This window comes from Janthinobacterium goodfellowi, from assembly GCF_051380695.1.
In the GTDB taxonomy this organism is placed as follows: domain Bacteria; phylum Pseudomonadota; class Gammaproteobacteria; order Burkholderiales; family Burkholderiaceae_D; genus Janthinobacterium.
Window position 1 is genome coordinate 450,071 of sequence record NZ_JBNYXN010000001.1, and the last position, 23,607, is coordinate 473,677.

Sequence of the window (23,607 nt, forward strand, 5' to 3'; positions counted from 1 at the left end):
CCTGTGCGACATAGTATGCACTGATAAGTGACCAAGAGGCGAGGGAAAAGCGCGCTTGTTTTCGCGCCTGTTGCAGCCACGCCCGTGCTACAGCTCGCCCGCCTGGCGCAAGTCCGGCTGCTCCGCCCAGCGGGCGAAGGCGGCGGCCATGCGTTCGCTTTCCGCGATGGCGCGGCGCCAGTCGCGCATGCGTGCCGCGTGGTCCTGGCCGTAGTGGGGGAAGTCGCGCCGGTCCGGCAATTTGCCATTGGGCAGGCTGGCCACGAAGGAGGGCGAGGGCGAGACGAGAATCATATTGTCGAGTGCGCTATCGCCGTTGCGCGCGCGGCGCCAGGGCAGGGCCTTGTCCAGCCAGCCGGGCACGATATGGTCGGCAAAATGCGGGTACAGCACCAGGTCCGGTTCGCGCTGGTAGGGCAGGTGCAAATGATAGTCGACCAGGCCGCCGTCCCAGTAGCGCCCGGGCGGCGCGCCGGCGATGTCCGTGACCGCATCGAGCACCAGCGGGATGGAACCGGAAGCGAGCAGCGCGTCGCGCAGGTTGTTCTGCGCCAGCGGCACGAAATGCGAATGAAAGGCGTCGAAGCGCGAGCGCAGCCAGCTGGCGCCGTCCGGTCCGGCATGGAACACGGTGCGTTCCAGCGAGGCGGCCAGGCGCGCGCGCGCCACGGCGTTGCCGGCGGCCGCCAGCACGAAGCCGCGCCGGTCGCGCCATTTGCCCGGCTGCGCCAGCGCGCCGATGCCGCGCACGGCCAGCACCGACAGGCTGTGCTGCGCATGCCGCAGCAGCTGTGCATCCTGGCCATCGAGGACGGCGTCGAGCAGGGCGCGGCACGTGCGGCTCACATGCGCCGCAGCGGGCTTGTCGGGATAGCGCTGGCCCACGTATTCGCGCACCAGGCGGCGCTGCGCGGCCACGGGGTCGGGGAACACGGCGGCGGCCATGCGCCAGGCGCCGATCGAGGCGCCGACGAAGTGGCGCGGGCGCGGCGCCTGCGGCAGGAAGTCGCCGAACAGCCAGCAATCGAGCTGGTGCAGGATCAAGCCTTTCGGCCCGCCGGCGGCGGCGGGCACGATGGCGACGTCAAGCGCGCGCAAGCCGTGGTCGGCGATGCGGGCGCGGGCGCGGCGGCCCAGGCGGATGGTGATCGGTGATTGCATGAGTAGTCGTGGGCGGCCTGTGGCCAGGTATTTTACCGCCAGCGCGGCGCCGCGACACAGTCGTGCTCGCTACAGTCACATTGTTAGCATTAATAAATTTCTTTAAGGCAACCATTCTATTGAGAAATATTGCATAATATTGGACGTTGAATTTTTGGCATGTGCCAAGGATTCCCTATGTCCTGCTTTTTTTATTGGAATCGTATGCAACTGAATCACGCTTTTGTTTTGACCCTGATCGCCGGCTCTCTCGTTGCCTGCGGTGGTGGCTCGTCCTCCCCAGCTGACCCGGCAGTCGCCGTGAATCCGCCCGGGACGGCTGTCACTCCGCCGGTGACTCCGCCTGTTACTCCGCCGGCGACGCCGCCAGTGACGCCGCCGGTGACTCCCGTCACGCCGCCGGTGGTGCCTCCCGTCGCCATACCGGATCTCGGCGCCGTCAGCGCGCCTTTCGTCAAGGCCAATGTTGCACGCTACATGGTCAATACGACCGGCGGCCAGAACAGCGGCGTGCTGCGCAGCGTGGTGCAGGACAGCTCCGGCGCGCTCAGCGAAATTTCCGGCATCGCCTTGACGGGGGCCGATGCCGCCACGCGCAACATTAGCGGCGATGCCAGCTTTGCCCAGGGGCGCTGGATCAAGGGCACGGTCACGTCGGCGTCCGGCAACTATAACTTCGAGGCCGTCAACGCCAGCACCCATTATGTCGTCTACAACACCCTGACGGCATTGCCCGCGAGCGGCACGGTCAGCTGCGACGCGGGCGTCTTCACCGCGCCCAACTACGCGGGGGGCTTGAGCGGCTGGCAGACGACCTATTTCGGCACTGCCAGCGGCAGCGGCAGCCTCGCTTTCGATGCCTCCGGCGCCAAGGTGAACGTGACCATCGATACGCAGGCGGGCGGCAGCAGCGGCCAGCTGAAGGGCAGTACCGTGTTCAGCCCGTCCATGCCGACTGCGATGGGCTTCACCGGCATGTATCTGGCGAGCGGCAATGGCATGCAGCTGATGCTGGGCGACGGCGGTCCGGGACGCTATCTGCTGGTGGTCGGCTACAAGACGACCCTGGCCAATGGCGCCAATTACCAGGGCGTCGCCACCTTCCGCTGTTCCTGATGACGCCTGACGGCACCTGCTGCGCGTCGTGAGGTGCGGCCGCTCGCAATGGTGCCGTCAGTCGTCGTGAGGCCAGCGAGGACGGCTAAAAATAGAAAAGCGGCGCCGTGCACTGCACGGACGCCGCTTTTTTTACGCCGGCCGGAATTAACGCAGGGCGGCGATCATCTGTTTCAGCTTGCCGGAATCGACGCAGAAGGCGCGGATGCCTTCGGCCAGTTTTTCCGTCGCCATCGCGTCTTCATTCATCATGAAGCGGAAGGCTTCTTCGTTCAGCGACATCTGCACGATGTTGGTCGATGGCGCCGCTTCGGCGCTCAGCTTGCGCTCCACCGGCGCATCGCTGTCGGCCAGCTTTTGCAGCAGGTCGGGGCTGATGGTGAGCAGGTCGCAGCCGGCCAGTTCGAGGATTTGCGAGGTGTTGCGGAAGCTCGCGCCCATCACCTCGGTCTTGTAGCCGAACTTGCGGTAGTAATTGTAGATGCGGCGTACCGACTGCACGCCCGGGTCTTCCGCGCCGACGTAGTCGATGCCCGTCGATTTCTTGTACCAGTCGTAGATGCGGCCGACGAACGGCGAAATCAGCTGCGCGCCCGCTTCGGCGCAGGCGATGGCCTGGGCCAGCGAGAACAGCAGGGTCATGTTGCAGCGGATGCCTTCCTTTTCCAGGATGGCGGCGGCGCGGATGCCTTCCCAGGTGGAGGCGATCTTGATCAGCACGCGCTCGCGGGCAATGCCCGCGTTCGAATACAGGGCGATCAGGTCGCGGCCCTTGGCCACGGTGCCTTCCGTATCGAACGACAGGCGCGCATCGACTTCGGTGGAGACGCGGCCGGGGATGGTTTGCAGGATTTCCACGCCAAACGCGATCAGCAGGCGGTCGATGATTTCGGCGGTCGAGGCGTTCGGATGGTCGCGCACGGCCTTTTCCAGCAGCGGCTTGTATTCATCCTTTTGCACGGCCTTCAGGATCAGCGACGGATTCGTCGTCGCATCGCGCGGCGTGTAAGCCTGGATCGATTGGAAGTCGCCGGTGTCGGCCACCACGGTAGTAAATTGCTTCAGTTGTTCGAGTTGGTTCATGGCTGCACGGGAAAGAGTGAATGGGCTTGCCGAAGTATTGTACCTAATCCGGCAAGTCCGCCTGTGCTCTTTATCGCCTCAGCCGATGAAGGAATCGAACTGCATGTCGAATTCCTGCAAGGCCTTCTGCGCATTCTGCATCTTCTTGCGGAATTCCGGCCCGCGCTGCAGGGCCAGGCCCACGGCCAGCACGTCGATCACCACCAGGTAGGCCAGGCGGGCGGAAATCGGGGTGTACGGGTCGGTGTTGAAGACCAGGTCGATCGGGATCAGCACGGTCGCCAGGTCGGCCAGCGGCGTGCCCGATGGCGCGAGTACGATCACGTCGGCGCCGCCGCGGCGCGCCAGCTTCACGGAGCGGACCAGGGCGGGGCTGTTGCCGCGCTGCGAGATGGCCACCAGGCAGTCGCCGCCGCGCAGCAGGGCTGCCGCGATGCTGTGGATGTTCGGGTCGCTGTAGGCCACCGTCGGCACGCCCGAGCGGAAGAACTTGTGCTGCGCGTCGGCCGCCACGATGCCCGACGTGCCCTGGCCATAGAATTCGATCTTGCTGGCGCGCGACAGGATGTCAAGCGCGCGCTGGATCGCTTCCGGATTCAGGTTGTTGCGCAGGTCGAGCAGGGTGTTGATTGAGCGGCTGCAGATTTTGTTCACCAGGTCGGCGGCCAAGTCGTCCTGCGCCGGCTGCTCGTTCGCGCCCGGCATGGCCAGGGCCAGGCCCTGCGCCAGCTTCAGCTTGAATTCATGCCAGCCGTCGTAGCCCAGCGTGCGGCAAAAGCGCACCACGGTCGGTTCCGACACCTGCGCGCTCTTCGCCAGCGCCGTGATGTTCTGGCTGACCGTCTGGTTCGGCTGGTCAAGCACGGCCAGCGCGACCTTCTTCTCCGACTTGGAGAGCGAATCGAGCTGGGTGCGGATGGAGTCAAGCAGCATCAGGGTAGTCTTCTGGTAGGTGTTCGGGAGTGTGGGGATAATAGATAAAGGGCCTGCCCATATGCGGACAGACCCTTGTCTTGCCTGCTAATCTTCCGGTAAGGCTTCTTCACGCCACTGCAAGCCGTCGCGGCCGATCAGGGCGCTGGCTGCGGCCGGGCCCCAGGTGCCGGCCGTGTACGGAATCGGCGCGCTGTCGTTCTGTTCCCAGTTGTCGAGAATCGGCTCGACCCATTCCCAGGCCGCTTCCAGTTCGTCGCCGCGCATGAACAGGGTCAGCTGGCCGCGCAGGACGTCGAGCAGCAATCGCTCGTAGGCGTCCATGCGCGGGGTCTTGAACGATTCGCGGAAATCGAGTTCCAGTTCCGCCGGTTTCAAACGCATGCCGTCGCCCGGGGTTTTCGCCATCAGGTTCATGCGCAAGCCTTCGTCGGGCTGCAAGCGGATCACCAGGCAGTTCGGCTGGAAGCTCGACGTCGGCTGGTTGAAGATCGAGTGCGGAATCTGCTTGAAGCGCACGACGATCTCGGCCAGGCTGTCGGCCATGCGCTTGCCCGTGCGCAGGTAGAACGGCACGCCGGCCCAGCGCCAGGTGTCGATTTCCGCCTTCAGCGCCACGAAGGTTTCGGTGCGCGAATGTTCCGGCGCATCGGGCTCGTCGCGGTAGCTCGGCACGGTGGCGCCGTCGACGTGGCCGGCGCGGTACTGGCCGCGCACGATGTTTTGCGCCAGGGTGGTGGGCGTGAATTTCTTGAGCGAACGCAGCACTTGCAGCTTTTCATCGCGCACGGCATCCGGCGCGATCGAGGTCGGCGGTTCCATGGCGACGATGCACAGCAGTTGCAGCAAATGGTTTTGCAGCATGTCGCGCAGCGCGCCCGAGGTGTCGTAGTAACCCATGCGGTTGCCCACGCCCAGTTTTTCGGCGATGGTGATCTGCACGTCGGAAATCCATTCGCGGCGCCACAGCGGCTCGAACAGGATATTGCCGAAGCGCAGGGCCAGCAAGTTCTGCACGGTTTCCTTGCCCAGGTAATGGTCGATACGGTAGATCTGCGATTCCTGGAAGACCTTGCCCACTTCGGCATTGATCTGCTTGGCACTGGCCAGGTCGCGGCCCAGCGGCTTTTCCAGCACCACGCGCGAATTCGGCGTGACCAGGCCGTTGTCTTCGAGGTTGTCGCAGATCAAGGCGAACAGGTGCGGCGGCGTGGCCAGGTAGTACACGCGCGTCAGGTCGGCATCGCCGCGCAGCGCTTCGACCAGCGGCGCGTACGTGGCCGCATCGCTGGCGTTGAGCGATACATACACGATGCGCGCGCAGAACTTGCTCCAGGTGGCGGCGTTCAGGGTGCTGGCCTTGATGTGGGGACGCGAGTTGGTCTCCACCATTTTCAAGAAGGCGTCCTGGCCGCTGTCCTGGCGGCCCACACAGATGATGCGCGCCGTCGGCGGCAAATCGTTCGCGACGTCGCGCGCATACATTGCAGGCAACAACTTGCGCATTGCTAAATCGCCGCTGCCGCCAAACAGGACCAGGTCAAAATCGGTAAGTGCCATAAGTGAGTGTCGTCGCAAAAGTAAAAGGGCCGGAGCGGGGAGAAAGCCGACCGGAAGTGCCAGTCTGTCGCTACTATAATCGATGGTGTAAATTTACTACGTAGAACAGGCAATTGCAAGAAATTTTACTACATTCCATCCGCTGCCGTCGCCATTTTGCCCCGCATGCTTGCCAGCGACGCCGGCATGGCCATTATATGCCGTTCGCTGGTGTCGGCGCAGCAGCATGCTGGTCATCGGCTTTTCAAAGCAACCATGGTTGCCAGGGAAATTTTCGATTCCTTCCGTCATCATTTGCGCTGTAGCAACAAGCAAATCAAGAAATGCTGTCAGGATCGCCGTTGGCAGCGTAAAGTAGCTTTGAGGAAAGTAAAAAACCGTATAATTCAAGCTCGAATCGATAGCAACTATTGGTTGTAAGAAATTGTTCGACATACACTGCACCGCTAGCGCCGGCCATGCCCCGAACCCGCCATCCGACGTCCATGCGACGTGCAGTCAGCACTGCCCGCATCACGGGCAGGCAGCTTAACTTTACAAGACGGCTCAAGGGGACACAATGAATTCAATGCAGCAAGATGTCGATGAACGCACCAGCCTGACAGGCAATAACAAATTCGAACTTTTCCTGTTCAAGCTGGGCACCAGTGATCACTCGACCAGCCGCGAACTATTCGGCATCAATGTGTTCAAAGTCCGTGAAATCATGGAAATGCCGGCCATCACTGCGGTGGCCGGTTCGCATCCGCACATGCTGGGCGTGGTCAATATCCGTGGCCAGATCGTGCCCGTAATCGACTTGCCGATGGCGGTCGGCTGCAAGAGCAGTGGCTTGAAGATCCTGATGGTGACGGAGTTCGCCCGCTCGACACAGGCGTTTGCCGTGGAAGAGGTCGATGAAATCGTGCGCCTGGAATGGAACCAGGTCCTGTCGGCCGAATCGAGTGTCGGCGGCGGCCTCGTCACCAGTATCGCGCGCCTCGATGGCGATACGGACAAGACGCGCCTGGCGCAAGTGCTGGACGTGGAGCAAATCCTGCGCAACGTGCTGCCATCGGGCGATCCGGACGTGGACGAGAACAGCATCGGCCCGCAAGTGCGCTTGCCGGCCGGCGCCGTGATCCTCGCGGCCGACGATTCCTCGCTGGCCCGCTCGCTGATCGAAAAGGGCCTCGAAGCGATGGGCGTGCCCTTCATCATGACCAAAACGGGCAAGGAAGCGTGGGAACGCCTGCAGGCGATCTCGGCCCAGGCGGCAACGGAAGGCAAGACGGCGAAAGACAAGGTCGCGCTGGTGCTGACCGACCTGGAAATGCCGGAAATGGATGGTTTTACACTGACGCGCAACATCAAGAACGATGGCCGCTTCTCCAGCATCCCCGTGGTGATTCACTCGTCGCTGACGGGCTCGACCAACGAAGACCACGTCAAGGGCGTGGGCGCCGACGGTTATGTGGCGAAATTCGTGGCGGCCGAATTGGCGGAAACGATCCGCAAGGTATTGGCGCGGTAAGCTGAAGCAACTGTAGGTCGGATTACGCGGGGCCTGCCCCGCTAATCCGACCTGCGTGAGCGTAAAAAAAAAGCGCCGGCACCCGCGAGGGTCCGGCGCTTTTTCATGTTGGCAAACGATTACGCCTGGTAAGCCGTTTCCGGCTGGCCCGCCACGTCCACGCGCACGGACAGCACGTGGCCCGTCAACGGGTAGTCGGCGATTTCTGCTGCCGAGCGGTTGTGGCTGGCGCTGGTGATGTACAGGGTACGCAGGTCGGGGCCGCCGAACGTCACCATGGTGGGGCAGCGCACGGGCACGGTAATTTCGCCCAGCAAATGGCCATCGGGCGCGAAGCGCAAGATCTTGCCGCCTTCAAACATGGCCGACCAGTAGTTGCCTTCGCTGTCGACGGCCGCGCCATCGGGGCGTCCGCCGTAATCCAACGCCTTCTTGTCCGTGGAAAAGCGCTGGAACGGTTGCGGCGCGGAAATGGCTCCCGTGGCCGCGTCGAAGTCGAAGCGGTCGATGCGGTGCGTGGTGGTATCCGAGTGATACATGGTGCGCCCGTCGGGACTGAAGCCCAGGCCGTTCGACACGGTCATGCCGCCCGACCAGACCTTGCGTACTTGACCCTTTTCCAGCACGAACATTTCCGCCGCATCGGCGTTGCGCGGCTCGAAAATCGTGCCGACCCAGAAGCGTCCCGCCGGGTCGACCTTGCCATCGTTGAAGCGCGTGGTGGCCATGTCGAACGGCGCCGGGGCGATTTCCGTCAGGCTGCCCGTCTTCGTGTCGAGGTGGGCAAAGCCGCTGCGCAGGGCCACGATCAGGCCGCCGCCGGCGTTGATGGCCAGCGCCGACGGTTCCGTCGGCATGTTCCACTGCGCATGCTTGCCGCTGGCCGGGTGCAGTCGGTGCACGGCGCGGCCATCGATATCGACCCAGTACAGGGCCGCTTCCTTGCCATGCCATAGCGGGCATTCGCCCACTTGCATGGCTTGGTCGCTCACTACCTTGATTTCGTAAATATTCATCTATCTCTTTAGTATGCGGCTTTTGCGGCTTTCGCCAGGGCAATCAAGCCATTGGTCGAGCTGTCGTGGTGGTCGGGACGGGCTTCGCCCGTCAGTTCGGCCTGGATTTTCTTGGCCAGCACCTTGCCCAGTTCCACGCCCCACTGGTCGAAACTGTTGACGTTCCACAAGACGCCCTGCACGAAGGTCTTGTGTTCGTACAGCGCGATCAGGGCGCCCAGGGTGGTCGGGGTCAGCTGGTCCATCAAAATGGTGTTGCTGGGGCGGTTGCCGGGGAAGGTCTTGTGCGGCACCAGCGTTTCGATCTCGCTTTCCGGCAAGCCTTGCGCCTGCAAATCAAGGCGTACTTCCTCGCCCGTCTTGCCTGTCATGAAGGCTTCCGACTGGGCGAAGCAGTTCGCCAGCAGGGCGTCGTGGTGGCCAGGCAAGTCGTGCGTGGCGCGCAGGGCGGCGATGAAGTCGATGGGCGTGATGTCCGTGCCCTGGTGCAGCAGCTGGAAATACGCATGCTGCGCATTCGTGCCGCAATCGCCCCAGATGACGGGACCGGTGGGCACGTCGACGGGCACGCCATCCTTGGTGACGCGCTTGCCGTTGCTTTCCATGTCCAGCTGTTGCAAATAGGCGGCAAAACGGCTCAGGTCCTGGTGGTACGGGGCGATGGAAACGGAGCCGCAATCGAGGAACTGGCGGTTCCAGAAGCCCACCATGGCCAGCACGACGGGCATGTTCTGTTCCAGTGGCGCTTGGCGGAAATGCTGGTCCATCGCATGCGCGCCGGCGAGGAAATCGCTGAAATACTCAAAGCCCACGGACAGTGCCACGGCCAGGCCGATCGAGGACCAGACGGAATAACGGCCGCCGACCCAGTCCCAGAACGGGAACATATTGTCCGGCGAAATGCCGAAGTCGACGATGGCTTGCGTGTTGGTCGACACGGCCACGAAGTGTTGGGCCAGATCCTTTTCTTCGCCTTCGAGCAGGAACCAGGCACGCGCCGTGTTGGCGTTGAGCATGGTTTCAGCCGTAACAAAAGTTTTCGAGGCCACGATGAACAAGGTCGTTTCCGGATCGACTTTCGACAGGGTCGCTTCCATGTCGTGACCGTCGACGTTGGAAACGAAGTGCATTTCCAGGCCCGGGTTGGCATACGAGCGCAGCGCCAGGCACGCCATCTTCGGGCCCAGGTCCGAGCCGCCGATGCCGATGTTGACGATGTCGCAGATGGGCTTGCCCGTGTAGCCGAGCCAGCTGCCATTGCGGACCTTGTCCGTAAATGCCTTGACGCGCTGCAGTACATCTTGCACGTCGGCATCGATATCCTGGCCATCGACCACCAGCTGCGTGCCGCGCGGCGCGCGCAAGGCAGTATGCAGAACGGCCCGATGTTCGGTAAGATTGATTTTCTCGCCAGTGAACATGGCTTCGCGCTGCGCTTCCACGCCGCGTTCGCGGGCCAGGTCCATCAGCAGCGCCATGGCGGTGGCGTCGACCCTGTTCTTCGAGTAATCGAGCAGCAGGCCGGCCGCATCGACCGTCATCGTCGAGAAACGTGCGGGGTCGGCCGCGAACAGCTGGCGCAGATGCACTTCGCGCAGGCTGGCGCTATGCGCTTGCAGGGACTGGAAACTGGCGGTGGCGGTGATGGCAGGAGTAGGTGCTGGCTGGCGCATGGCGGTCGGCTTGGGTGCTTGTCTCGGTTGAAAGGGGCGCGGTGCGTTCGTGGTGGCGAACAGCGGATCCGGCGTTGGTATGGGAATAATACAACAGAAAAACGTAATTTCACTACAGTTTGTGACGTGAAGCCGATTTTTGTTGTGCTTTTTTTAGCGATTGCGCCCGTGCCATATAAGGGCTGTGTTGACAGCTGCTGCTACGCGATATTTGCCGGGCTTGCCTTGATACGCCGCAATCCGTGGCTTATTTGTGTTGTCGGCCCATGCAAGAGTGCTTCTTCTTCACCGTTTTGTAGTAAAATTTCACGAAATACTCATTTTTAAGGAAATCCATATGGCGCTGCATCCAGTAGTCGAATCCGTAACAGCGCGCATCATCGCGCGCAGCCGGCCATCGCGCGGCGCCTATCTGGCGCATCTGGATGCGGCCCGCATCCAGGGCGTGCAGCGCGGCGCCCTGTCGTGCACCAACCTGGCGCACGGCTTTGCCGCCTTTCCCGCCAACGACAAGCTGTCGCTGAAGGAATACAAGAAGCCGTCCGTGGCCATCGTGTCCTCGTACAACGACATGCTGTCGGCGCACCAGCCCTTCGAAGGCTTCCCGCAGATCATCAAGCAAGCCGTGCGCGAAGTGGGCGCCGTCGCCCAGTTCGCCGGCGGCGTGCCCGCCATGTGCGATGGCGTGACGCAAGGCCAGCCGGGCATGGAATTGTCGCTGTTCTCGCGCGACACCATCGCCATGTCGACGGCCGTGGCGCTGTCGCACAATATGTTCGACGCTGCCCTGTACCTGGGCGTGTGCGACAAGATCGTGCCGGGCCTGCTGATCGGCGCGCTGCACTTCGGCCACTTGCCGGCCGTCTTCGTGCCGGCCGGTCCGATGACGTCGGGCCTGTCGAACCAGGAAAAAGCCAAGGTGCGCCAGCTGTATGCACAAGGCAAGGCCACGCGCGAAGACTTGCTCGAAGGCGAGTCGAAAGCCTACCATGGCGCCGGCACCTGTACCTTCTACGGCACGGCGAACAGCAACCAGATGCTGATGGAAGTGATGGGCCTGCATTTGCCGGGCGCCGCCTTCATCACGCCGAACACGCCGCTGCGCGATGCGCTGACCAAGGCGGCCGCCCAGCGCGCCGCCGTCATCACGGCGCAAAGCGGCAGCTACCTGCCAGTCGGCCATATCGTCGACGAGAAATGTATCGTCAACGCCGTCGTGGGCTTGCTGGCCACGGGCGGCTCGACCAACCACACCCTGCATCTGGTGGCGATCGCCAAGGCGGCCGGCATCGTCATCGACTGGAACGATTTCAACGAACTGTCGGCCATCGTGCCGATGCTCACGCGCATCTACCCGAATGGCGACGCCGACGTGAACCATTTCCACGCGGCCGGCGGCACCGGTTATCTGATCCGTGAACTGCTGGACGCGGGCCTGCTGCACGAGGACGTCAACACCATCCTGGGCCACGGCTTGCGCGCGCACTGCATGGAGCCGTTCCTCGGCGAAGACGGCAAGGTCTTCTGGAAAGATGCGCCGGCGACCAGCGCCGACGAAAACGTGCTGCGCCCGGCCTCGAACCCGTTCGCGCCGGACGGCGGCATGGTCCTGGTGGCGGGCAATCTGGGCCGCGCCGTCATGAAAGTGTCGGCCGTCAAGCCGCAGCACCGCACGGTCGAAGCGCCTGCCCTGGTGTTCAATTCGCAGGAAGAATTCATGGCCGCCTACAAGGCGGGATCGCTGGACCGCGATTTCGTCGCCGTGCTGCGCTTCCAGGGCCCGCGCGCCAACGGCATGCCGGAACTGCATGCGTTGACGCCGGCGCTGGCCAACCTGCAGGATGCGGGCCGCCACGTGGCGCTGGTCACCGATGGCCGCATGTCGGGTGCGTCGGGCAAGGTGCCGGCCGCCATCCACGTCTCGCCTGAAATCCTCGCCGGCGGCCCGCTGGGCCTGGTGCGCGACGGCGACATCATCCGCCTCGACGCCTTCACGGGCGTACTGGAGGCGCTGGTGCCGGCCGACGTCTGGCACGCCCGTTCGCTGGTCACGGCCGACCTGTCGCCGAACCACGTCGGCATGGGCCGCGAGCTGTTTTCCATGTTCCGTTCCACCGTCAGCGCGGCGGAAGAAGGTGCCACCACCTTCGGCCTGCCGTCGCCGATTCCCACCACCGTCGCCTTGCACGACGCCGACAATGTCGGCGATACCGTACCGGGTTCCGATGAAGACTTTTTGGCTAGGAAATAAGAGATGACCATGACACTACTGGAAATTATGCGCACCTCGAGCGTGATCCCCGTGATTGCGATCGACGATCCTGAACACGCCGTACCGCTGGCGCGCGCGCTGGTGGCGGGCGGCATCCGCGTGCTGGAAGTGACGCTGCGCACCAAGCACGGCCTCGAAGCGATCCGCGCCATGTCGGCCGTGCCGGGCGCCATCGTCGGCGTCGGTACGCTCACCCGTCCCGAGGAATTCGTCCAGGCGCGCGATGCGGGCGCCGTCTTCGGCGTTTCGCCGGGCCTGACGTCGGCCCTGGTGGCGGCGGCGAAAAGCAGCGGCCTGCCCTTGTTGCCCGGCGTGATGACGCCAGGCGAAGTGATGGCGGCGCGTGAAAACGGCTTCCAGCAGCTGAAACTGTTCCCGGCCGTGCCGGCGGGCGGCATCGGCATGCTCAACGCCATCTACGGCCCGCTGCCGGACATCACGTTCTGCCCGACGGGCGGCATCTCGCAAGAGACGGCGTCGCAGTTCCTGGCGTGCAAGAACGTCGCCTGCGTGGGCGGCTCGTGGCTGACGCCGAAAGACGCGATCGCGGCCGGCAACTGGGACCGCATCACGGAAATCGCCAAGGCTGCCAGCGGTCTTCGATTGGCTTAAGCGGTACTGGCGCGGCAGGCTTTACGCTTGCCGCGCTTTCCTCCCTTCTCTTCATGCGAGCTCTGCGCCGTCCCCTGACCATCGGCGAAACCGCCATGGCCCGCAGCGTCTTCCAGGGCGCCATCGACTACGCGCGCGTGCGCGTCGTGCTCGGCTCCTTTCTACCGTTCGGCCTGCAGGACCAGAACACGGCCATGACGCCGCGCGGCAGCCTGCACTTCATGCCGGCCCAGTACCGCGACGACTTTTCCCGCGAAGGCAACAGCGGCAAGCTGTTCTTCATCCACGAAATGGTGCACGTGTGGCAGTACCAGCTCGGCTACAGCGTGCTGCTGCATGGCGTGCTGCTGGCGCTGCGCGGCGGCTATATCGCCCAGCGCGCCTACCGCTACGACGCGCAGGCCGGCGGCGTGCTGTCCGACTTTAACATGGAGCAGCAGGGCGACATCATCGCCCACTACTTCGGTGCGCGACAGCTGGGCATTCCCGCCTACGTGGCGCAGCTGCCGCAGCTGCAGGAGATACTGCAGGGCTTCCTGATCGACCCAGCCGACCGCCGCCTGCTGCCGCGCTGATGCCTGCGTCACGGTGTCGCGTTCGATGCCAGGCGCACGTCCGGCGCGCGCAGGCTGGCCGCCGCATCCTTGCCCAGCAATAAACGCAGATCGGCGCCCGCGCCGATGCCGCTGTCGTCGGCCGCTTGCAGCTGCGGCATGCCGCCCAAGGCCAGCGCCAGGGCGGCGGCGGCCTGCGCATGGCCGGGGCGGTAGACGATGCTGCTGGCCTGGACGCCGTACGGCCGCTGGTTGCCCAGCCGCAGCACGCTGATGCCCATGCCGCCCAGCATGCCGCGCATGCGCGCCGCCATCCCGGTTTCGCCATTGCCGTTGATGACTTCCAGCCGTGGCAGAGGTGCCGCCGGCGCCACCCGTTTTGCCGGGACTGGCACGGTGGTGCGCGCCGCCACGGGAGCGTCGCGCCAGCTCAGCGCAAAGATATTCGGCTGCAATTGCGTCAGCTGCAGGCGGCTGGCGGGCGCCGCCGGCATGGGCGCGGACGCCAGGTCGGGCGCGATGGCGTCCGCGGTGGCATCGATGGCATCGACTGTGCTGACGCTGCGCGCCAGCGCCGCGATGGTGAGATCCAGGTTGGCGCGCGCCGGCTGCTGGCCGTTGTCGAGCTGCAGCGACTGGCGCAGCACGGTGGCTGCCTGGGCGTAGTCGCCCTGCAGGTACAGCACGTAGCCGAGGTTGTTGTAGGTCCTGGCCGTCGGCGCCTCGTGCGCCAGCGCCTCCAACATGGCGCGCGCCGTTTCCAGCTGGCCCAGCTGCGCGTGCAGCACGGCGGCGCCATTGCGCGCGTCGGCCGAATCGGGCGTCAGCAGCATCGCTTCGCGGTAGGCCGCCATCGCCGCGCGCGGATCGCCCAGTTCCTGCATGCGCTTGCCCAGCTTGCAGAACGCGGCGGTGCGGGCGGCGGGGCTGTCATCGATGCGCGCCTGGGGCGGGGCGGCGTGATTGTCCTGGCTGTGCTGGCTGGCGGGGCCGGGCAGGTGGCCGCAGGCGGGCAGCAGGCCGGCGCAGGCGAGCATGAGCATCAGGGTGGTGTGCTGTGACATGGCGGTTCTCCGGTCAGCTGCCGCTGCCCATGCTGGGCAGGAGCACGCGGTAGATTTGCAGGAAGGCTGGTCCCATCAGGACGACCAGCAGCGAAGGGAAGATGAAAAAGATCAGCGGGAACAGCAGCTTGAGGGCGATCTTCGCCGCTTCTTCCTCGGCCATCTGGCGGCGCTTGGTGCGCAGCTGGTCCGACTGCACGCGCAGCGAGGCGGCGATGCTGGTGCCGAAGCGCTCGGCCTGGATCAGCATGGCCACCAGCGCGTCGACATCCTCGACGCCCGTGCGCAGGGCCAGGTTGCGCAGGGCCCGCTCCTTGGTGTTGCCGGCGCGCAGTTCCAGCATCACCAGGTGCAACTCCTCGGCCAGCACCGCGCTTTTCAGGGAAATTTCCGCTGCCACGCGTGCCAGCGCCGCATCCATGGCCAGGCCCGCTTCGACGCACACCGTCATCAGGTCCAGCGCATCGGGAAAGCTTTCGAAGATATCGCGCTGGCGCCGCTTGATCATTTGCGCCAGCACGATATTGGGCAGGTAGTAGCCGATGGCGGCCACGATCAGCAGCCAGAAGAGCAGTGCCTTGCCCGCCATCTGGCTGCCCGAGGCGCTCAGTCCCAGGAACAGCATCAGGGGCAGGCCGATGGCCAGCATGGTCTTGGCGGAAAAGAACAGGATGGGCGCGGACGCCTGGCGCAGGCCGGCATTCATGAAGCGCCGACGCATCACGGAGCCTTCCCAGCCCTGGTCGGGCAGCGACAGTTTGGCCAGCGGGCCGCTCAGGCGCACCATGCGCGCCAGCCAGGGGCTGGGCGCCGATGATGCGCCAGGCGCCGCTGCGCTCTTGCCGGCGGCGTTGTCCATACGCTGGCGCAAGGGATCGGGCGCAAAGCTGCGCATGGCCACCAGCACGGTGCCGAAGACGGCGATGAAGAGCAGGGCGAGAAAGGCGATATGCACGGGATTCATGAGGGTTCTCCTTGCGGGCTCAGACGCGGATGCGGATGATATTGCGCATGACCAGGATGCCGCACACCATCATCACCAGGGCGCCGGCGAGCATCTTGCGTCCACCCGGGTCGACGAACAGCATTTCCAGGAACTGCGGATTGGTCAGGTGGATCATGGCCGCCGCGCCGAACGGCAGCAGCGACAGGATCCAGGCCGACAGCTTGCCTTCGGCCGACAGCACGCGCACCTGTCCCAGCAGCTTGATGCGCTCGCGGATGATACGGCTGATGCTGTCGAGCAGTTCGGCCAGGTTGCCGCCCGTTTCGCGCTGGATCAGCACGGCGATGACGAAGTAGCGCAAGTCCGTGCTGGGCACGCGCGTGGCCAGGTTCATCAGGGCGTCCTGCATGGCGATGCCGAAATTGACTTCGTCGAAGGTGGCGCGAAATTCCACGGCCAGGGGCGCGTTCATTTCATCGCCGACCATTTTCAGGGCGGTGGGGAAGGCATGGCCGGCGCGCAGCGCGCGCGCCATCAGGTCGAGCGCGTCGGGCAATTGCTGCTCGATGCGCTGCAGGCGCTTGGCCTTGGCGCGGAAGACCACCAGCAGCGGCAGCAGGGCCGCGCCGGCCACCAGCGGCAGGCGCAGCATCCACGGCAGGCCGAAGTAACTGAGCAGCAGAAATGCGGTGCCGGCCGTGGCCAGCATCACGCCGGCGAAGCTGGCCACGCTCCAGCTCAGGCCCGACTGTTCCAGCAGGCGGTCGAGCGCATGCACGCGGGGCACGCTGAGCAGCACGCGCTGCAGGGCCGGGGTGTCGCTCAGCAGGCGCTTCTTGATCATCGAGCTGCCCGTGTCGCCATGCGCGCCGGCCGACATGATGCGCAGGCGGCGCGCGACCCTTTCCGCTTCCGGGCCGCGCGAGGTGTTCCACGCCAGGTACACCCCCTCGATCAGCAGCACCACGGCGATGAAGGTGAGGATGGCGAATACGTAATAGAGATAGTCCATGATGCTCCCCTTAATGGTACTGGCGGGCGGGATCGAACAGGGTTTCCGGCAGGCTGATGCCGAAGGCGCGCAGGCGTTCCAGGAAACGCGGCCGCACGCCGCTGGCATGGAAATGCCCCTGCACCGTGCCGTCCTCGCCGATGCCCGTCTGGCGGAAGGTGAAGATTTCCTGCATGGTGATCATCTCGCCCTCCATGCCCGTGATTTCCTGGATCGACGTGACCTTGCGCTTGCCGTCCGTCAGGCGCGACACCTGTACCACCACGCTGATGGCCGAACTGATTTGCTGGCGCATGGCTTTCACGGGCAGGGCCGCCGAGGCCATGCTGATCATGTTTTCCAGCCGCGTCAGCGCGTCGCGCGGCGTGTTCGCGTGGATGGTGGCCATCGAGCCTTCGTGGCCCGTGTTCATGGCGCCCAGCATGTCGAGCGCCTCGGCGCCGCGCACCTCGCCCAGGATGATGCGGTCGGGGCGCATGCGCAGCGCGTTGCGCACCAGCGCCCGCTGCGTCACCTCGCCCTTGCCCTCGATGTTCGGCGGGCGTGTTTCCAGGCGTACCACGTGCGGCTGCTGCATCTGCAGTTCGGCCGCGTCCTCGATGGTGACGATGCGTTCGGCCGTGCTGATGAAGCCGGAAATCGCATTGAGCATGGTGGTCTTGCCGCTGCCCGTGCCGCCCGAGATCAGGATGTTGACCTTGGCCTTGCCCAGCGCCTGCAGGGTGGTGCTCATTTCCTCGGTCAGGCTGTGCTTGAGCAGCAGGTCGGCCAGGCGCAGGGGCTGGGCCGAGAAGCGCCGGATCGACATCACGGGGCCGTCGATGGCCAGCGGCGGGATGATGGCGTTCACACGCGAACCGTCGGGCAGGCGCGCATCGACCATGGGACTCGATTCGTCGATGCGCCGGCCCACGCGCGAGACGATCTTGTCGATGATCTTCATCAGGTGGGCGTCGTCGGTGAAGCAGACGTCGCTCAGCTCCAGCCGGCCATGGCGCTCGACATACACCTGGCGGTAGGTGTTGACGAGGATGTCGGACACGCCGGGGTCGGCCAGCAGCGGTTCGAGCGGGCCGAAGCCGAGTACCTCGTCCTGGATGTCGCGGATCAGCGAGCGCCGTTCCAGCTCGTTGATCACCACATTGTCTTCCGTGAGCACCTCGCTGACGAGGATTTTCAGCTCTTCGCGGATCTGCTCGCGCGACAGGCGCTGCATGCCCTCCAGGTCGACGCGGTCGAGCAGCGCCTGGTGGGTGCGGTGCTTGAGCTGCTGGTAGCTGTGGCTGGCCGCGCCCTGGTGCGCGGCATCGTCATTCAGGCTGGCGTCATCCTGGGCATAGCCCAGGCGGTCCCGCAGGGTGAGTTTTTCGGCAGTCATGATCGGTCTCCGGTGAGTGGGGCGGTATCAGGCTCGAGGATCAGGCGCGCGCCAGCAGCCGCGCCACCCAGCCCTGCGCGGCGGGCGGGGTTTCGCCGGCCAGGCTGGCGGCCAGTTCCTGCAGGGCGCGCGAGACGGCGTTGTGCGGCGTCAGCTTGAGGATGGGCACGCCCTGGCTGACGGAGGCCGCCACCGCTTCGTAGTGGTTGGGGATGGACTTGTAGACGTGCTTGCCATACGCCGCTTCCAGGTCGGCCACGCGGATGCTGTCGCTGCTGGCATAGCGGTTCAGGATCAGGCGGATCTTGTCTTCGCGGTAGCCGAGGCCGCGGAACACGTCGAGCAGGCGCTTGCCGTCGCGTACATACGGCAAGGTTGCCTGCAGCACGGGGAAGATCAGGTCGGCCCGGTCCAGCGCGCGCACGCTGACGGGGTCGAGCCCGCGTCCCACGTCGAGCAGGATGTAGTCGTACTGGCTGCGCGCCAGGGTCAGCAGCCGGTCGATATGGTCGGCCTCGACGTCGGCCGCATGGGCCGGGTCGTCGGCGGCGGCCAGCACGCTGTAGGCGGGCGTGATCTGGATCATGCTGGCCGTCAGCAGCGAAGCGTCGAGGCGCACGATCTGCTGCGACAGCTGCGACAGGGTGGCGGCCGGCTTGTGGTCCGAGACGAACAGGGCGGCGTCGCCGAATTGCAGGTTCAGGTCGAACAGCGCCACCTTGCGCTGTTCGCCGGCGGCCAGCGCGTAGCCGAGGTTGGCGGCGATGAAGGTGGCGCCGCTGCCGCCCTTGCACGAGACGAAGGCCAGCACCTGGCCCTTGCGCGTGACCTGCTTTTGCAGCTTCTCCTCGATGCGGCGCAGGGCGGCGCACAGGGCCGCGTCGTCGTCGGGCTGCAGTACTTCGCGCACGCCGGCGCGCATCGAGCGCAGCAGGAATTGCGGACTTTGCTGCGGACATTGCACGATGATGGCCAGGGTCGGATGGTGCCCGCCCAGCAGTTCGAGCCGTTCCAGCTCCGCCTCGCCCGTCTGTTCCTGCTCCAGCAGCAGCAGGTCCGGCGTGACGCCGTTGTCGAACACATCCGGTATGCTCGCCAGCAGGGAGACGCGGTCGGCCGCGCTGCGTTCGCGCAGCAGGCGCGTGAGCCGCTTGAGCTGGACTTCATTCTTCGAGACGATGACGATATTCACTTGGTACTCCCCGGTAAAAGCGTTCAGTTGATCTGGAAGCCCAGGCTTTCGGCGTGCATGACCACCACCGAGGCGGGCACGGCGATATTCAGAAAACCGAACAGGCTGACCATCGGCGTATAGCTGACGTTGTCGATCGACACGCGCACGCTGTCGATGCAGCTGGCCGTGCGCGTGTTGTCGCCGCAGGCCGACAGGTTGTCGCCCGGGTCAGTCGGCGGCACGGTCACTTCGGCGCCGCTCTTGTTCAGGTAGCTGATGGTGATATTGGCGGCCGTCAGTTCCGGGGCGGCCGGCAGGGCCGTGCCGCCGAACAGGGCCAGGGTCTTGACGGCGTCGGTCTGGTCGATCCAGCGCACCACCGCTTCGCGCGCGGCGCGGCGGCTCACTTCCTGCACCGTGTTGTACAGGTACAGCATGCGGCCGAATTCGAGGATGCCGAACAGCAGGGTGAAAAACAGCAGCGACACCAGGGCGAATTCGACGGCGGCGGCACCGCGCTGGCGCCCGGCTGGAGGAGACGATGAAAGGCGGTGGTGCATGGCGTTCTCCTTACAGCATGTAGCGCATGGTGGTGCGCGGCGAGAGCGGCGTGGCATAGGTGCTGGCCGCGCCGATCACGAAGGGCAGGTACTGGCCTACCGACAGCGTGTAGTTGACGACCTCGACGCGGATACCGCCCGGCGCCGTGCCATCGGTGCAACTGCTGTCGTTGAATGCCGCGTCCAGGCAGGTGACCGTCACGTTGGCCGTGGTGAAGTCGCTGATGCCTGCGCTGACGGCCGCGTCGGCCACCGTCTGCTTGGCGGCAGGCACGCCCTGCGAGGCAATGGCTGCCTTGGCCTTGACGGACATATTGCGCGCCGCGTCGCGCGTGGCCTTGTTCAGCGCATCGTAGTACCAGAAGGCGCGGCCGAAGCCGAAGATGCCGGCCAGCAAGGTGATCAGCAGGGCCAGCACGATGCCGAATTCGACGGCGGCGCCGCCGCGCTGTTTGAGAGGGGAAAGGTGGATGCGCATGGCCGCCTCACTTGTAGAGTTTGATTTCGGAATTCGGCACGGGCTCGATCAGGCCCGCGAACTCGACGTCGAGGCGCTTGGTGCCGCCGCTGAAATCGGCCTTCATCGTCATGAAGAATTTGCCGATGCCCACCGCGTTCATGGTGCCGCACGAGGCTGGCCCGACGGGCGCCGTGCGGCAGTCGACCAGCACCACGTTCAGGATGCGCCGGTTGCGCTGGCCGGGATGCGCCACCGACGGCGCCTGGAACGTGGGGCCGCTGGTCTGGTTGTACGGCGATGGCGGCGTGCCGGCGGGGAAGCCGGCGCCCGCGCTGACGGGGTAGCTTGCCGTGTCGAAGTAATTTGCCTTGGCCGTGCTGTACATGGGATTGGCGTTGCCGTCCGTGACACTGTAGGCCGTGCCGGCCTTGACTGGCGTGGCGCCGTTGCTTTGGTAGGCGGGGCCGTAGGACCACAGCACGCCGTAGCCGGCGAACTGGGCGAACGTGGCCGAGGGCGCCGGGACGGGGCCGGCCGACGGCAGCTGGTAATTCGGCTTGTTGCCGGCCAGGCTGACCGGCTGCTGGCTGGGCAAGGTGCTGCCGCCCGGCTGCATCCAGCCGGTGGGCGGCGAGTTGGCGGCAGTGGCGGCGCAGGGCGAGGCGGCGCCCACGCACGGATATTCCTTGATATTGGTATCGGGCGGCGCCGACGCGGGGTCGCACACGGAAGGTCCGCCGTAGTCGTCGAAGCGCGAATTGAGCGAGGCGGCCAGCGAGGCCGTCATGCCCGTGTTCGTGTAGACCTGGCCCGTGCCGCTGGTGATGACGGCGCTGCTGCCCGTGCACATGAATGGCGCGGTGGAGGCGGCGCTCGCGTGCGAGGCGCTGCAACTGCCGGGCGGCGCGTCGACGGGGTTGATCAGATAGGGGTCGGACGGACCGCCCAGCGGATTGAGGCCGAACAGGTTGTAGGTGACGCCGCGGCGAAAGCCGAATTCGACCAGTTCCGTCAGGCCCGTGCCGGCCGGCGCGGCCGGATACGTGTATTGCGCCGTCTTGTTGGCCGGATCGACGGCGCACACGCCGATCGGCGTGACGTCGTTGACGAAGCGGCCCGCCACGGCCACGCCCGAGGTGCTGGTGCTGGCGATGCCGGCAATGCCCATCAGGTAGGTGGCGAAGGTCTTGCTGCCCGTGTCGACCTGGATGAAGGTCATTCCCTGCGGGCTGGTGCGGGCGCTGGCGCCGGACGACCAGGGACCGTCCGGGCTGGGACCGAAGCTGATGTTGGCGGCCGTGATGGTCAGCGTGGTGGAAAAGTCATAGCGGTTCTTTTGCGCGATGGCGATGGCCTTGGCCTGCGCGTTGTCGATGCCGGTGGCGCTTTGATTGAGTTCCACGGCGCCTGCCAGGGCGGCGCTGTCGGCGCCGTTCTGCAGTTCCGTCTTGGCGATGTACAGGTGGCCCAGGTCCAGCACCAGGCCGCCCATGGCAAACAGCACCACCAGGGTCAGCCCCAGCACGATGGCGATCGCGCCCTGCTGCCTGTCGTGCCTGCGAAATGCGCTGTTCATGGCTGTCTCCTGGTGGCCTGGTGGAAGTGCATCGGGGGAGTGGCGCCTACTGGCGTCCGCCCACGCCGATGGTGAAGACATTCGGTTGCGGTTCCGGTGCGGCGAACGATTTCTGGTAGCGCTGGTAGGCGCTGGCGCCGGCCTTGCCGTCGATGCCGCTGACGGGGTCCATGTTGCGGTAGGCGTCCGGATACATGATCTGCTGCGCCTTGAGCAGGGCCACCGATTCGCCGAAGTGGGAATCGAGCACGGGCGTGGTGGTGGCGGCGCAGCCGGCCAGCAGGCATAACAGGGCGGCGCAAGGCAGGCAATGTGCGGTTTTCATGGTGTTCTCCTATTTGAGGTCGAAGCCGGCGGCGGGCTGGGGCGCGGCCGCTTGCGGCTGCATCGGTGCTGCCGGCGCTGCGGGGGCGGGCGCCGGTGCGCTGCCTTCCATTTTTCCCTGCATGAACATGTCGCCGCGCGTCGGCTGGATGTAGCCGTCGGTGGGCAGCTTGTAGTCGGCTGGCAGCGGCTTGACCAGGTGCGGCGTGATGATGAAGACCAGTTCCGAGCGGTCCGTCTGGAAGTCCGTGCTGCGGAACAGGGCGCCCAGCACGGGCACTTCGCCCAGGCCTGGCAGGGCCTTGATATTGCTGGTCACGTTGTTCTTGATCAGGCCGCCGATGGCGAAGCTCTGGCCGTCGAACAGCTGCACCGTGGTGGTGGCGCGCCGCGTCGTGAACGAAGGCAGCACGGCCGTGGCCGAGATGCCGGTGGCGGTGATGCCGATGCCGTCCTTGTTCAGGTCCGACACTTCCGGCGCCACCTTCAGGTTGATGCGCCCCCCATCGAGCACGGTGGGCGTGAATTTCACGGCCACGCCGAACTCCTTCTCTTCCAGCGTGATGGTGGGCACGCCGCCATTGTTGGTCTGGCTGACGGGGATGAAGATCTTGCCGCCGGCCAGGAAGCTGGCCTCCTGGCCGCTGATGGCCATGATGTTCGGCTCGGCCAGCACCTTGATCAGGCCATCGCGCTTTTGCGCGTCGAGGTTGAAGAAGTTGTTCTTGCTGGCGCCGCTCAAGCCGCTGGGATTGTTGCTGAGCAGGCTGGACAGCAACGAATACGACCAGCTGCCGATGGTCTTGTTGATGCCCAGGCTGGCGCCCAGCTGGTCGACCAGCACCTTCGACACTTCGGCCACCTTCACTTCCAGCATCACCTGCTGCGGCGCGGCGATCGACAGCAGGTTGATCACGCGCGGTGCGGCCGCATCGGGCGTGGCTGCGGGGGCGGCCGCGGCGCCGGCGGCAGGGACGGCAGGCGCGGCGCCGGAGCTGGCGGAGCTGCTGCGGGCGCTGCGCTGCACGTAGGCGTTCGCCAGCGACAGGGCCTGGTCGGCCTTGACGACATCGCTGACCATGCCCGACAGGATCAGGGTGTCGCCTGCCACCGTGACGTGGATCTTTTCGTTCGGCAGCAGTTCGGCCATGCGTGCCTGCAGGCTGCTGCTGTCGATGCCGACGGCCAGGTCGATGATGGTGGCGTCATTGCTCTTGTTCCACAGGATCAGGTTGGTGGTGCCGACGGAGCGGCCCAGCAGGTACACCTCGCTGGGGTTGAGCAGGATGACGTCGGCGATGCGCGGGTCGCCGACGGACATGCGGCTGGCGGCAAACGGCAGGCGCATCAGGGTCGACTTGCCTTCGGCCAGGCTCATTTGCGGCGCCATCTCGGTGCGGCCGGCGCGCGACTCGCTTTGCGGCGGCGTGGCCCTGGGCCGGGCGGCGGCCCGGCTGCTCCTGGCGGCGCCCGTCTCGGCGGCAACGGCGGTGGCGGCAGCGGCGACGGGTTCGCCGCGTGCCTGGGGCGCCAGGGCGCCGATCATGGCGAGGGCAAGCGCCAGGCTGAGTACCCGGCTTTCGCTTGCTGTGCAATATGTGCTCATGGCATGACTCCTCT

General features: G+C 65.3%; 22 protein-coding genes. 5 read left to right on the forward strand and 17 right to left on the reverse strand.

The window, feature by feature from the left end:
- Positions 1-87: 87 nt before the first annotated feature.
- Positions 88-1,161: a patatin-like phospholipase family protein gene (locus ACQ4WQ_RS02075; RefSeq protein ID WP_436494344.1), complete on the reverse strand. Its 1,074-nt coding sequence runs from the start codon at positions 1,159-1,161 to the stop codon at positions 88-90.
- Between the two features lie 369 nt (positions 1,162-1,530).
- Here ACQ4WQ_RS02075 and ACQ4WQ_RS02080 point away from each other — a divergent pair, with 369 nt between their 5' ends.
- Positions 1,531-2,277 (forward strand): hypothetical protein, encoded by a 747-nt coding sequence (locus tag ACQ4WQ_RS02080; protein ID WP_436494346.1) that lies wholly within the window; start codon positions 1,531-1,533, stop codon positions 2,275-2,277.
- Positions 2,278-2,424: 147 nt separating this feature from the next.
- Here ACQ4WQ_RS02080 and tal read toward each other — a convergent pair whose 3' ends face one another.
- From tal to ACQ4WQ_RS02100, 4 genes are all read right to left on the reverse strand, one after another.
- Positions 2,425-3,360, reverse strand: a complete 936-nt coding sequence (gene tal, locus ACQ4WQ_RS02085) for a transaldolase (protein WP_099666887.1) — start codon at positions 3,358-3,360, stop codon at positions 2,425-2,427.
- Between the two features lie 78 nt (positions 3,361-3,438).
- Entirely contained in the window at positions 3,439-4,293 is an 855-nt protein-coding gene (locus ACQ4WQ_RS02090) for an SIS domain-containing protein (protein ID WP_071075885.1), read from the reverse strand.
- A gap of 87 nt (positions 4,294-4,380) precedes the next feature.
- Positions 4,381-5,853: a glucose-6-phosphate dehydrogenase gene (gene zwf / locus ACQ4WQ_RS02095; protein WP_034750861.1), complete on the reverse strand. Its 1,473-nt coding sequence runs from the start codon at positions 5,851-5,853 to the stop codon at positions 4,381-4,383.
- A 96-nt stretch (positions 5,854-5,949) separates the two neighbouring features.
- The gene (locus ACQ4WQ_RS02100) at positions 5,950-6,288 is read right to left on the reverse strand and encodes a hypothetical protein (RefSeq protein ID WP_436494349.1); all 339 of its coding nucleotides are present in this window, start codon (positions 6,286-6,288) and stop codon (positions 5,950-5,952) included.
- 124 nt (positions 6,289-6,412) lie between these two features.
- Between ACQ4WQ_RS02100 and ACQ4WQ_RS02105 the strand changes: the two genes are divergently transcribed.
- A complete protein-coding gene (locus ACQ4WQ_RS02105; RefSeq protein ID WP_326457957.1) occupies positions 6,413-7,366 on the forward strand; it encodes a chemotaxis protein in 954 nt (317 codons plus the stop codon).
- Between the two features lie 119 nt (positions 7,367-7,485).
- On the opposite strand, the gene ACQ4WQ_RS02110 is transcribed toward ACQ4WQ_RS02105, so the two are convergent.
- Both ACQ4WQ_RS02110 and pgi read right to left on the reverse strand, forming a co-directional pair.
- The gene (locus tag ACQ4WQ_RS02110) at positions 7,486-8,382 is read right to left on the reverse strand and encodes an SMP-30/gluconolactonase/LRE family protein (protein ID WP_436494351.1); all 897 of its coding nucleotides are present in this window, start codon (positions 8,380-8,382) and stop codon (positions 7,486-7,488) included.
- An 8-nt stretch (positions 8,383-8,390) separates the two neighbouring features.
- Positions 8,391-10,055, reverse strand: a complete 1,665-nt coding sequence (gene pgi / locus ACQ4WQ_RS02115) for a glucose-6-phosphate isomerase (protein ID WP_436494353.1) — start codon at positions 10,053-10,055, stop codon at positions 8,391-8,393.
- 337 nt (positions 10,056-10,392) lie between these two features.
- Between pgi and edd the strand changes: the two genes are divergently transcribed.
- The 3 genes from edd to ACQ4WQ_RS02130 are packed head-to-tail and all read left to right on the forward strand — an operon-like array spanning position 10,393 to position 13,514.
- Positions 10,393-12,306 carry a phosphogluconate dehydratase gene (gene edd, locus ACQ4WQ_RS02120; RefSeq protein WP_436494355.1) on the forward strand — a complete coding sequence of 638 codons (1,914 nt, stop codon included), beginning with the start codon at positions 10,393-10,395 and terminating at the stop codon, positions 12,304-12,306.
- A gap of 3 nt (positions 12,307-12,309) precedes the next feature.
- Positions 12,310-12,939, forward strand: coding sequence for a bifunctional 4-hydroxy-2-oxoglutarate aldolase/2-dehydro-3-deoxy-phosphogluconate aldolase (gene eda, locus ACQ4WQ_RS02125; protein WP_070222407.1), 630 nt, complete (start codon positions 12,310-12,312; stop codon positions 12,937-12,939).
- 53 nt (positions 12,940-12,992) lie between these two features.
- The gene (locus ACQ4WQ_RS02130; RefSeq protein WP_436494357.1) at positions 12,993-13,514 is read left to right on the forward strand and encodes a Rhs element Vgr protein; all 522 of its coding nucleotides are present in this window, start codon (positions 12,993-12,995) and stop codon (positions 13,512-13,514) included.
- Between the two features lie 8 nt (positions 13,515-13,522).
- Here the strand turns inward: ACQ4WQ_RS02130 and ACQ4WQ_RS02135 are convergent, their stop codons facing one another.
- Genes ACQ4WQ_RS02135 through ACQ4WQ_RS02180 form a run of 10 tightly spaced genes read right to left on the reverse strand, consistent with a single transcriptional unit; the run spans position 13,523 to position 23,593 of the window.
- Positions 13,523-14,557: a LytR C-terminal domain-containing protein gene (locus ACQ4WQ_RS02135; protein ID WP_436494359.1), complete on the reverse strand. Its 1,035-nt coding sequence runs from the start codon at positions 14,555-14,557 to the stop codon at positions 13,523-13,525.
- 13 nt (positions 14,558-14,570) lie between these two features.
- Positions 14,571-15,521 carry a type II secretion system F family protein gene (locus ACQ4WQ_RS02140; RefSeq protein ID WP_436494361.1) on the reverse strand — a complete coding sequence of 317 codons (951 nt, stop codon included), beginning with the start codon at positions 15,519-15,521 and terminating at the stop codon, positions 14,571-14,573.
- Between the two features lie 19 nt (positions 15,522-15,540).
- The gene (locus ACQ4WQ_RS02145; protein ID WP_436494363.1) at positions 15,541-16,515 is read right to left on the reverse strand and encodes a type II secretion system F family protein; all 975 of its coding nucleotides are present in this window, start codon (positions 16,513-16,515) and stop codon (positions 15,541-15,543) included.
- 10 nt (positions 16,516-16,525) lie between these two features.
- Positions 16,526-17,893 (reverse strand): TadA family conjugal transfer-associated ATPase, encoded by a 1,368-nt coding sequence (locus ACQ4WQ_RS02150; RefSeq protein ID WP_436494365.1) that lies wholly within the window; start codon positions 17,891-17,893, stop codon positions 16,526-16,528.
- A 40-nt stretch (positions 17,894-17,933) separates the two neighbouring features.
- Positions 17,934-19,085, reverse strand: a complete 1,152-nt coding sequence (locus ACQ4WQ_RS02155) for a CpaE/TadZ family protein (protein WP_436494367.1) — start codon at positions 19,083-19,085, stop codon at positions 17,934-17,936.
- Between the two features lie 23 nt (positions 19,086-19,108).
- Complete coding sequence (locus ACQ4WQ_RS02160; RefSeq protein ID WP_436494369.1) at positions 19,109-19,627, reverse strand: TadE/TadG family type IV pilus assembly protein; 519 nt, start codon at positions 19,625-19,627, stop codon at positions 19,109-19,111.
- Positions 19,628-19,637: 10 nt separating this feature from the next.
- The gene (locus ACQ4WQ_RS02165; RefSeq protein ID WP_436494371.1) at positions 19,638-20,105 is read right to left on the reverse strand and encodes a TadE/TadG family type IV pilus assembly protein; all 468 of its coding nucleotides are present in this window, start codon (positions 20,103-20,105) and stop codon (positions 19,638-19,640) included.
- 7 nt (positions 20,106-20,112) lie between these two features.
- Positions 20,113-21,663: a pilus assembly protein TadG-related protein gene (locus ACQ4WQ_RS02170; protein WP_436494373.1), complete on the reverse strand. Its 1,551-nt coding sequence runs from the start codon at positions 21,661-21,663 to the stop codon at positions 20,113-20,115.
- Positions 21,664-21,709: 46 nt separating this feature from the next.
- Entirely contained in the window at positions 21,710-21,988 is a 279-nt protein-coding gene (locus ACQ4WQ_RS02175) for a hypothetical protein (RefSeq protein ID WP_326457970.1), read from the reverse strand.
- Positions 21,989-21,997: 9 nt separating this feature from the next.
- The gene (locus tag ACQ4WQ_RS02180) at positions 21,998-23,593 is read right to left on the reverse strand and encodes a type II and III secretion system protein family protein (RefSeq protein WP_436494375.1); all 1,596 of its coding nucleotides are present in this window, start codon (positions 23,591-23,593) and stop codon (positions 21,998-22,000) included.
- Between the last annotated feature and the right edge of the window lie 14 nt (positions 23,594-23,607).